This is a genomic window from Nocardia farcinica (assembly GCF_029867845.1).
Lineage (GTDB): Bacteria > Actinomycetota > Actinomycetes > Mycobacteriales > Mycobacteriaceae > Nocardia > Nocardia farcinica_A.
The window spans coordinates 1-9,698 of sequence record NZ_JARWRU010000872.1 but is presented as its reverse complement, the minus strand read 5'-3'; the positions used below and the strand labels follow the sequence as shown (position 1 = coordinate 9,698).

The 9,698-nt window shown below is 72.0% G+C and carries 7 protein-coding genes; 5 read left to right on the top strand and 2 right to left on the bottom strand.

Annotation, left to right across the window (positions count from 1 at the left end; genetic code table 11):
* A partial coding sequence (locus QH283_RS19040; protein WP_280504340.1) for an NAD(P)/FAD-dependent oxidoreductase occupies nt 1–1,123 on the top strand: 1,123 nt, incomplete at its 5' end.
* 69 nt (nt 1,124–1,192) lie between these two features.
* On the opposite strand, the gene QH283_RS19035 is transcribed toward QH283_RS19040, so the two are convergent.
* Nucleotides 1,193–1,699: a DUF2505 domain-containing protein gene (locus tag QH283_RS19035; protein ID WP_280504339.1), complete on the bottom strand. Its 507-nt coding sequence runs from the start codon at nt 1,697–1,699 to the stop codon at nt 1,193–1,195.
* 132 nt (nt 1,700–1,831) lie between these two features.
* On the opposite strand from QH283_RS19035, the gene QH283_RS19030 reads away from it, so the two are divergent.
* The 3 genes from QH283_RS19030 (at nt 1,832) to QH283_RS19020 (ending at nt 7,704) form a co-directional block, all read left to right on the top strand.
* Nucleotides 1,832–2,236, top strand: a complete 405-nt coding sequence (locus QH283_RS19030; RefSeq protein WP_280504341.1) for a DUF3592 domain-containing protein — start codon at nt 1,832–1,834, stop codon at nt 2,234–2,236.
* 9 nt (nt 2,237–2,245) lie between these two features.
* Entirely contained in the window at nt 2,246–2,962 is a 717-nt protein-coding gene (locus tag QH283_RS19025; RefSeq protein ID WP_280504338.1) for a demethylmenaquinone methyltransferase, read from the top strand.
* A 164-nt stretch (nt 2,963–3,126) separates the two neighbouring features.
* Nucleotides 3,127–7,704 (top strand): bifunctional nitrate reductase/sulfite reductase flavoprotein subunit alpha, encoded by a 4,578-nt coding sequence (locus QH283_RS19020; RefSeq protein WP_280504337.1) that lies wholly within the window; start codon nt 3,127–3,129, stop codon nt 7,702–7,704.
* A gap of 23 nt (nt 7,705–7,727) precedes the next feature.
* Here QH283_RS19020 and QH283_RS19015 read toward each other — a convergent pair whose 3' ends face one another.
* Nucleotides 7,728–8,762: an aldo/keto reductase gene (locus QH283_RS19015; protein ID WP_280504336.1), complete on the bottom strand. Its 1,035-nt coding sequence runs from the start codon at nt 8,760–8,762 to the stop codon at nt 7,728–7,730.
* A 98-nt stretch (nt 8,763–8,860) separates the two neighbouring features.
* On the opposite strand from QH283_RS19015, the gene QH283_RS19010 reads away from it, so the two are divergent.
* A complete protein-coding gene (locus QH283_RS19010) occupies nt 8,861–9,511 on the top strand; it encodes a TetR/AcrR family transcriptional regulator (RefSeq protein ID WP_280504335.1) in 651 nt (216 codons plus the stop codon).
* Nucleotides 9,512–9,698: the final 187 nt, after the last annotated feature.

Genomic DNA, 9,698 nt, shown 5'->3' with positions numbered 1-9,698 from the left:
CGACACGCGCGGCGGGGCGGGGGGGACGCCGCGCGCGACCAAGGAGTTGGAGCTGCTCGGCCTCGGCAGCTGGCTGCGCGCGCACACCGTCAACCACGGTCTGCGCATGACCGGCTTCGGCCGCGAGGCGCTGCTGCCCTGGCCAGGCGGGTCGTTCCCGTCCTACGGAAGCGCCGTCCCCCGAACCGAACTCGACGACACGTTGCGCGAGACCGCGGTCAAGTCCGGCGCGCTGATGGTCGACGGCGCCAAGGCGGTCGAGGTGGTGCGCGACGGGGAGCGGGTGCGCGCGGTCACCTTCGCCGTCGGCGGGCAGACCGTCACCGTGGGCTGTGAGGTGCTGGTGGTGGCCGACGGCGTGCGCTCCCCCATCGGCAAACAACTCGGCCGCACCTGGCACCGCCGGTTCGCCTACGGCACCGCCGCGCGCGCCTACATCCGTTCCGCCCGCAGCGACGACCAGTGGATCACCTCCCATCTGGAGCTGCGCGACGCCGACGGACAGCTGGTGCCCGGCTACGGCTGGGTGTTCCCGCTGGGCAACGGCGAGGTCAACATCGGCGTCGGTTCGCTGGCCACGGAGAAACGGCCGTCGCACATCGCGCTGAAACCGCTGCTGCGGCACTACACCGCGCAGCGCTACGAGGAGTGGGGTTTCGAGGGCGAGCCGCGCGCGGTGGCCTCGGCGCTGCTGCCGATGGGCGGGGCGGTGTCGAATGTGGCCGGGCGCAACTGGGTTCTGGTCGGCGACGCGGCGGGCTGTGTGAATCCGCTGAACGGCGAGGGCATCGACTACGGCCTCGAGGGCGGGCACATGCTCGGTCAGGTGCTCGACAGCGAGGATTTCGCCGGACTCGACTTCACCGCGCTGTGGCCGGATCTGTTGCGCGAACGCTACGGTCGCACCTTCTCGGTGGCGCGGCGCATCGCCGGGCTGGCCACCCATCCGCGCATGGTGCCCACCGGCGGTCCGCCGGTGATGCGCTCGAAGTTCCTGCAGCGCACCGCCGTCCGGGTGATGGGCAATCTGGTCACCGACGAGGACGCGGACCTGACCGCGCGGGCGTGGCGGGCCGCGGGCCGGTTGTCGATGCGGGCGGACGAGCCGAAGCCGTTCGCCTGACCGGGGCCCGCCCCGGCGGGCAGCCCGCGTTCGCCACGGACCGCCCGCGTCGGACGACTGCCTGACGGTTCAGGACGCGGCGTGTTCGGCGCACCACTGTTCGAAGAAGCGGCGCTCGCTGCCGAGCACCCGGTGCAGCAGCTGCTCGGCCAGCGGTTCGATGGCGCGGCCGACCAGCGGCACCTTGACCTCGATCGTGCCGCCGACCTCGATCTCGCTGCCTTCGGCCGCGGGGCGCAGGCGTGCGACGCCGGTCATGACGGCGGTGACGCCGGTGGTGACGACGCGGACGTCGGCCTCGGCGACGCCGCCGGACAGCGCCCGCCAGTCGTCGGTGCGATCGAAGACCAGGTCGCCGGAGAGGACCTTGCGGACCAGGCCGGGGACGCGGTCCTCGCGGGCGCGTTCGTTCATGTGGATGCGGGCGGTGCCCGGCCCGTCGGGGTGGGTGACGTCGATGGTGGCGGTTTCGGCCTCGGCGAATCGCGCGCGCCAGGCGTCGCCGCTGGTGAGTGCCCGGTGCAGATCTTCTACCGGAACGCTGTACGGCACGGTGGAGCGGAATTTACGGGACATGGCGGCCACGCTAGCCGAGCACGTCGGTAGCCTGTGGCCGTGTCGGAAACCAGCCAGGCCGAAAGGCGGACCATCCGGCTGCGGCGGTCCCGCACCGGGGTGCTCGTCGCGGCGACGGCGGTCAGCGTGCTCATGGTGCTGCTGGTGCTGGCGGCCTGGCGCAACGACCAGCTGATCTCCTCGGACAAGGTGGTGACCACCGGCGAGGTGCTCTCGGCCGGGCGGCTGCGCTCGGCGGTCGTCTACGTCACCCCCGACGGGGTGACCCACAATCCGAAGGTCGGCATCCTCTATCCGACGAATCTCACCGCGGGCGAGCGCATCAAGGTCGAATACAGCCGCGGCGAGCCGGATCTGGTCCGGGTGGTCGGACGTGACGCGCGGGTGGCGATCATTCCCGCGTTGTCGGTCATCGTGGTGACCTGGCTGATCGCGCTGCCGATCTGGTGGCTGCTGGTGCGCGCGGGGCGGCGCGATCCTCAGGAGCCGGTGTCGGTCGCCACACCCGGCACGACCGATCCGCCCGTGCCGAACTAGGGTCGAGGCGTGGCGAAGACACAGCAGCAGCGCGAGTCGTTCCGGGCCTCGCTGGACAAGCAACCGCACGAAGTCGCGACGATGTTCGACGGTGTCGCCAAGCGGTACGACCTCACCAACACGGTGATCTCGGTGGGCCAGGACCGCTACTGGCGGTGGGCCACGCGCAAGGCGCTGGATCTGCGGCCGGGCGAGCGGGTGCTCGATCTCGCGGCGGGCACGGGCGTCTCGACGGTCGAGTTCGCCAAGTCGGGCGCGTGGTGTGTGGCCACCGACTTCTCCAAGGGCATGCTGGCGGCGGGCAGTTTCCGGCCGGTGCCGATGGTGGCGGGCGACGCGATGGCCCTGCCGTTCGCCGACGAGTCGTTCGACGCGGTGGCCATCTCCTACGGCCTGCGCAATGTGGCCGACCCCGATCTGGCGATGCGGGAGATGCTGCGGGTGACCAAGCCGGGCGGGCGGCTGGTGATCGCGGAGTTCTCCACCCCGGTGATCCCGGTCTTCCGCACCGTGTACATGGAGTACCTGATGCGGGCGCTGCCTGCGGTGGCGCGCGCGGTGAGCAGCAATCCCGACGCCTACGTCTACCTGGCCGAGTCGATCCGCGCCTGGCCGAACCAGCGGCAGCTGGCCATGCGCATGGCGGCGGCGGGCTGGTCGTCGGTGAAGTGGCGCAATCTCAGCGGCGGCGTGGTGGCGCTACATCGGGGTCACAAGCTCGGCTGACCCTTTCCCGCCCGCGGTGCAGGCGTCTTCGGCGCGGCCTCTACCAGCTCGAACGGGGACGCGCACGTGACGGCGGACACACCTCACAATCGCGATCCGGCGCGGTGAGGTTGATTGTCACCTGTCGATAACGCGGGGTAAATCCGGCGCAATCGAGGATCCGCATGATCGAGAGCATGTCGGACGCATCCATCGACCCCACACCGGGTACCGCCGCCACGGCGTGCTCGTACTGTGGCGTGGGGTGCGGAATCACCGTGCAGACCGCGCCGGGCCCGGACGGCGCCCCTGTCATCGCGAAGGTCGCCGGCGACAAGCTGCATCCGGCCAACGCGGGCAGGTTGTGCACCAAGGGCGCCACGCACCTGGAGCTGACCCGCGCGCCGGGGCGGATGGAGACCGCCTACCGGCGTCCGCAGCGCGACCAGGTGCCGGTGCCGATCCCGGTGGACGAGGCGGTGCGCGAGGCCGCCGACCGGTTGCGAGCGATCCTCGACGAGCACGGCCCGGACGCGATCGCGCTCTACGTCTCCGGGCAGATGTCGCTCGAGGCGCAGTATCTGGCCACCAAGCTGGCCAAGGGTTTCGTGCGGACCAAGCACATCGAGGCCAATTCCCGGCTGTGCATGGCCTCGGCGGGCACCGGCTACAAGCAGTCGCTCGGCGCGGACGGCCCGCCCGGCTCCTACGACGACATCGACCACGCCGACCTGTTCTTCGTCATCGGCGCGAACATGGCCGACTGCCACCCGATCCTGTTCCTGCGCATGGCCGATCGGCTGAAGGCGGGCGCGAAGCTGATCGTGGCCGACCCGCGCCGTACCGACACCGCCGCCAGGGCCGACCTGTTCCTGCAACTGCGGCCGGGCACCGACCTGGCGCTGCTCAACGGCCTGCTGCACCTGCTGGTGGCCGAGGGCGCCGTCGACGAGGAGTTCATCGCCGCGCACACCGAGGGCTGGGACGCCATGCCGGAGTTCCTGGCCGGCTACCCGCCGGAGGCGGTCGCCGAGATCACCGGACTGGCCGAGGCCGACATCCGCACCGCGGCCCGCTGGATCGCCGAGGCGGGCGAGTGGATGACGCTGTGGACGATGGGGCTCAACCAGTCCACCCACGGCACCTGGAGCACCAACGCCATCTGCAATCTGCACCTGGCCACCGGCGCGATCTGCCGGACCGGATCGGGTCCGTTCTCGCTGACCGGCCAGCCCAACGCCATGGGCGGCCGCGAGATGGGCTACATGGGACCGGGGCTGCCCGGCCAGCGCTCGCTGCTCTCGCCCGCCGACCGCGAGTTCGTCGAGCACGCCTGGGGCCTGGCGCCGGGCACGCTGCGCACCGAGGCCGGGCCGGGCACGATCGAGTTGTTCCGCGGCATGGCCGACGGCGAGATCAAGGCGGCCTGGATCATCTGCACGAATCCGGTGGCCTCGGTGTCCAACCGCAAGACCGTGATCGCCGGGCTGGAGGCCGCCGAACTGGTCATCACCCAGGACGTCTACACCGACACCGCCACCAACGCCTACGCCGACCTGATGCTGCCCGCCACGCTGTGGTCGGAATCGGATGCGGTGATGGTCAATTCCGAACGCGATGTGACCCTCATGCGCAAGTGCGTGGAGCCGGTGGGCGAGGCGCGGCCGGACTGGCAGCTGATCGCCCAGGTCGCCACCGCCATGGGCTTCCCCGGCTTCGACTACGCCTCCAGCGCCGAGATCTTCGACGAGATCGTCACCTTCGCCAATCCGGCCACCGGCTACGACCTGCGCGGCATGAGCTACGCGGCGCTGGCCGACGGCCCGATGCAGTGGCCGTGCCCCGATCCGGCGCGGCGGCGCAACCCGATCCGCTACCGCAACGACGGCGTCAGCCAGGACCTGTTCGTCGACGCCGACGGCCGCACGCCCGACCTGGCCTTCGCCACACCGAGCAGGCGCGCGAGGTTCTTCGCCCGCCCGCACATGGAGCCCGCCGAACTGCCCGACGACGATTTCCCGTTCGTGCTCAACACCGGCCGCCTCCAGCACCAGTGGCACACCATGACCAAGACCGGCCGGATCACCAAGCTCACCAAGCTCCATCCCGCGCCGTTCGTCGAGGTGCACCCCGAGGATGCCGAGCGGCTCGGCGTGCGGCCGGGCGATCACCTGGAGATCGCTTCCCGTCGCGGCCGCGCGGTGCTGCCGGTGCGCGTCGACGACCGGGTGCGGCCGGGCGACTGCTTCGCGCCCTTCCACTGGAACGACGAGCAGGGCGAGTACCTGACCATCAACGCGGTGACCAACGACGCGGTGGACGCGGAGTCGTTGCAACCGGAGTTCAAGCAGTGCGCGGTGTCGTTGCGGCGGGTCACGCCGGTGACGCGCGGTGACGCCGGGGGAAGCGGACGGACAGGGGCGTCCGGTGCGGTCACGGGCGGGTCCGGGGCGGGAGCGAGTGCCGCCGGTGCGGACACCATCGGCGCGGCATCCGGCGGCTCGGGATCGGGCGAGTCGCAGTTCTCCGGTGCGGGGGCGGCGGACGCCTCGGGGCAGGCACAGCTCGCGGATCGGCCAGGGGCCGGCGCCGTCGGCGCGCATCCGCTGGCCGCGTTGCTCAGCGTCGACACGGTGGCGACACCCCCGCTGTCCGAACTCGAGCGCGTCTACCTCGGCGGTTATCTGACCGCCTTGCAGACGGTTCCGGTCACCGGTCAGCCGGTGCTGCCGGAATCCGCGCCGATCTCGGGTCCGCGGCGGGCGTGGGTCGACGGGCTGCTGGCAGGCATGTACTCGCGCGGTCCCGCCCTCGGTTCCGCCGGGCACGGACCGGGTGCGGCCACGGCCGACCCCGGCGCGGCGCGGCAGGCGAAGGTGACCGTGCTGTGGGCCTCGCAGACCGGCACGGCCGAGGAGATCGCGGGCGAGGTCGCCGACCGGCTGACCGCCGAGGGCTTCCAGCCGCTGCTGCTGGACATGGACTCCTGCGAACTCGACGCGCTGACCGGCGAGGTGCTGATCGTCAGCAGCACCTTCGGCGACGGCGGGCCGCCGGACAACGGCGCGGACTTCTGGGAACGCCTCTCGGCGGCGAGCACCGCGCTGTCCGGTCTGCGCTACGCGGTCTTCGCCCTCGGTGACTCCTCCTACGACGACTTCTGCGGCCACGGCCGCAAACTCGACGAACTGCTGGCCGAGCGCGGCGCGCACCGGCTGCTGCCCCGCGTGGACTGCGAACCCGACGAGGACCGCGCGAGCGCGTGGCTCGACGAGGTGCTCGCGGTGCTGCGCGCCGGATCGACGGGTGAGACCGGCGCTTGCGGCGCACCAGCCCCCGGCCGGGGCGGTGCGAACGACGCGACGGGTGGACCGGCCGCGTTCCGGCGAGGGGCGGGCATTCCCGGTTTAGCCGCGGCCGAGGGCGGCACCGGCGCGGCCTTCGGTGGTGCGCCTGCCTGCGGTCCCGGTATCGGCGTGAATCCCGTGACCGGTGGGCCTTTCGGCGGCACCCCGGTGAACGGCGGCGCGATCCCCGTCGGCGGGGCGAGCGGCCCGCGCGGCCTTGGCAACGGGTCCGCCGGGACGGGCCGCGCGAGCGCCGCGGCGAGGGGCGGCACCGCCCTGCTGACCAAGCCGACGGGCCGCGGCGCTCCGTTCACCCGCAACTCTCCGGTCCTGGCTCCGCTGGTGCGCAACGAGGTGCTGACGCACCCGGATTCGGACAAGGAGGTCCGGCGGTTCGGTTTCGATCTGCGCGGACTCGGCGTCGAGTACGAGGTGGGCGATTCGCTGGGCGTGTGGCCGTCGAACTGCCCCGATCTGGTCCAGGAGTGGCTGTCGGTCACCGGGCTGGACGGGCGGCGGATCGTGACGGTGGACGAGCGTGAGCTGCCGCTGGCCGACGCCCTGCGCACGCACTACGACATCACCGCGGTGAGCGCGGATCTGCTGGACTTCGTGGCCGAGCACAATCCGAGCCAGCAGCTGGCCAAGCTGCTGCGCCGGGACAACCGCAACGAGCTGGAGAGCTTCCTGTGGGACCGGCAGGCGGTGGACGTGCTGCGCGAGTTCCCGGTGCGCGCCGACCTGATCGAGTGGCAGGGCGCGCTGAAACGGCTGCGGCCACGCCAGTATTCGATCTCCTCCTCGCCGCTGACGGACCCCTACGAGGTGCAGTTGACCGTCGGGGTGGTGCGCTACGGCGAGAACGACCGGCGCGGCGGGGTGTGCTCGACCTTCCTGGCCGACCGGGCGGGCGCGCAGGTGCCGATCTATCTGCAACGCGCCCCGCATTTCCGGCCGCCACAGGACCCGGCCGCGCCGATGATCATGGTCGGCCCCGGCACCGGCATCGCACCGTTCCGCGGTTTCCTGCACCACCGCCGCGCGCAGGGCGCCACCGGCCGCAACTGGCTGTTCTTCGGCGACCAGCACGCCGCGCACAACTTCTACTACCGCGCCGAACTCGAGGACATGTTCCGCACCGGCTTCCTCACCCGGCTGGATCTCGCCTTCTCCCGTGATCAGCGGGAGCGGGTGTACGTGCAGCACCGGATGATCGAGCACGGCGCGGAACTGTGGTCCTGGCTGCGCGACGGCGCCTGCCTCTACGTCTGCGGCGACGCCGCGCGCATGGCCAAGGACGTGGACGAGACCCTGCTCGCGCTGGCCCGCATCCACGGCAAGCTGGACGAGGAGGGCGCGTTGGCCTTCCGCAAACAGCTGGTGGCCGAGAAGCGTTACGTGCGCGACGTGTACTGAGTCCGCCCGGGCGCCGGGATCGGTTACGCGGCGGGCGGATTGAGCCGGGTGAAGTCCGGCAGCCGGTAGTACGGGTAGTAGGGATAGGGCGGGGTGACCGCGCTCGCCGCGTCGAGGCGGGCGAGCTGCTCGTCGGTCAGGCGCCACCCGATCGCGCCGAGGTTGTGGCGCAGTTGGTCCTCGTCGCGGGCGCCGATCAGGACGGTGGCGACGGTGGGGCGGGTGAGCAGCCAGTTCAGGGCGATCTGCGGGATCGTACGGCCGGTCTCGGCGGCCAGCTCGTCGAGCACGTCGACCACCCGGTACAGCCGTTCCTCGGGCACCGGCGGACCGGCTTCGGCGGTGCGGTGCAGCCTGCTGCCCTCCGGCAGCGGCCGGCCGCGGCGGATCTTGCCGGTGAGCCTGCCCCAGCCCAGCGGGCTCCACACCACCGCGCCCACGCCCTGATCACGGGCCAGCGGCATGAGCTCCCACTCGTAGTCGCGACCGACCAGCGAGTAGTACACCTGGTGGGCCACATAGCGCGGCAGGCCGTACTCCCCGGCCACGGCCAGTGACTTCATCAGCTGCCAGCCCGCGAAATTCGACGCCCCGGCATAGCGGATCTTGCCCGCGCGCACCAGATCGTCGAGGGTGCTCAGCACTTCGTGCACCGGTGTGCCCGCGTCGAAGGCGTGCAGCTGGAACAGGTCGATGTGGTCGACGCCGAGCCGGCGCAGCGAACCCTCCACCGCCGCGATCAGCCGGGCGCGGCCCGATCCGGCCTCGCCGGGGCCGGGGCCGGTGGGCAGGCTCGCCTTGGTGGAGATCAGCACCCGGTCCCTGCGGCCCTCGATCGCCGCGCCGAGCACCTCCTCCGAGGCGCCGTCGGAATAGACGTCGGCGGTGTCGAACAGAGTCAGCCCGGCGTCGAGGCAGATGTCGATCATGCGCCGCGCCTGCGCCACGTCCACCTCGCCCCACGCCCCGAACAACTCGCCGCGGCCGCCGAAGGTGCCGGCGCCGAAGCTCAGCGCGGGGACCTCGAGACCGGACGCTCCCAGACGACGGTACTCCATCACCACTCCCAAAAGGGACTATAGTTCCGTTAGCAACCCGACCATACCTCTGTTCGCCTCTAAATGGAACTGGAGTCCCGATAATGATCGTTTCCGGCATGTCCGACATCCCGTCCGAAACGCACGGCGGGGCGGTCGAGACGGAACACTCCCCCGGTTCGGTCCGGCCGGGCGGGCGCACCGCCCGGGTCCGCGCCGAGGTGCTGCGCGCCGCGGGCGATCTGCTCACCGAACGCGGCTTCGACGGCCTCGACCTGACCGAGGTCGCCGCCCGCGCCGGGGTGGGCAGGACCACGGTCTACCGGCGCTGGGGCACCCCGACCGCGGTGGTCGCCGACCTGCTCGCCGACATGGCCGAGCAGTCGGTGCCGCGCGCGGACACCGGCTCGCTGCGCGGCGACCTCACCGCCAACGCGCGCCTGATCGCGCGCACTCTCACCGACCCGCGCCAGGGCAGGCTGTTCCTGGCCGTGATCGCCGCCGCCACCTGCGATCACGGTGCGCGGACCGCCCTGCACCGCTTCTACGACGTCCGCCTCACCGAGTGGGCGGGTTGCGTCACCGACGCGATCGGACGCGGGGAGGCACCGTCGGGCACCGACCCGCGCGCGGTCCTGTCCGCGGTCGCCGCGCCGCTGTACTACCGCCTGCTCGCCAGCGGCGATCCCGTCGACGACGCGACTGCCGTCATGGCCGCCGAGGCCGCGCTGGCCGCCGTGGCCGCCGGGGTGTTCGTCACCGCCCGATGAGACGAGCCCGCCCGATGAGACGAGCCACCGGGCGCGCACCTGATCCCGGTCGGCGAGACCGAGCGCGGGGGCGCCGGATACGGGAGCGCCGGACACAGGAGCGCCGGACACGGGGATGCCGGACACGGGAGCGCCGGACACAGGAGCGCCGGACACGGGGACGCCGGACAGGGGGCGTAAGCCCGGG

Bases quoted from the DNA above. Each gene is read 5' to 3' on its own strand.
- QH283_RS19035 (WP_280504339.1), bottom strand. From the start codon at position 1,699: ATGTCCCGTAAATTCCGCTCCACCGTGCCGTACAGCGTTCCGGTAGAA.
- QH283_RS19030 (WP_280504341.1), top strand. From the start codon at position 1,832: ATGGTGCTGCTGGTGCTGGCGGCCTGGCGCAACGACCAGCTGATCTCC.
- QH283_RS19020 (WP_280504337.1), top strand. From the start codon at position 3,127: ATGATCGAGAGCATGTCGGACGCATCCATCGACCCCACACCGGGTACC.
- QH283_RS19015 (WP_280504336.1), bottom strand. From the start codon at position 8,762: ATGGAGTACCGTCGTCTGGGAGCGTCCGGTCTCGAGGTCCCCGCGCTG.
- QH283_RS19010 (WP_280504335.1), top strand. From the start codon at position 8,861: ATGTCCGACATCCCGTCCGAAACGCACGGCGGGGCGGTCGAGACGGAA.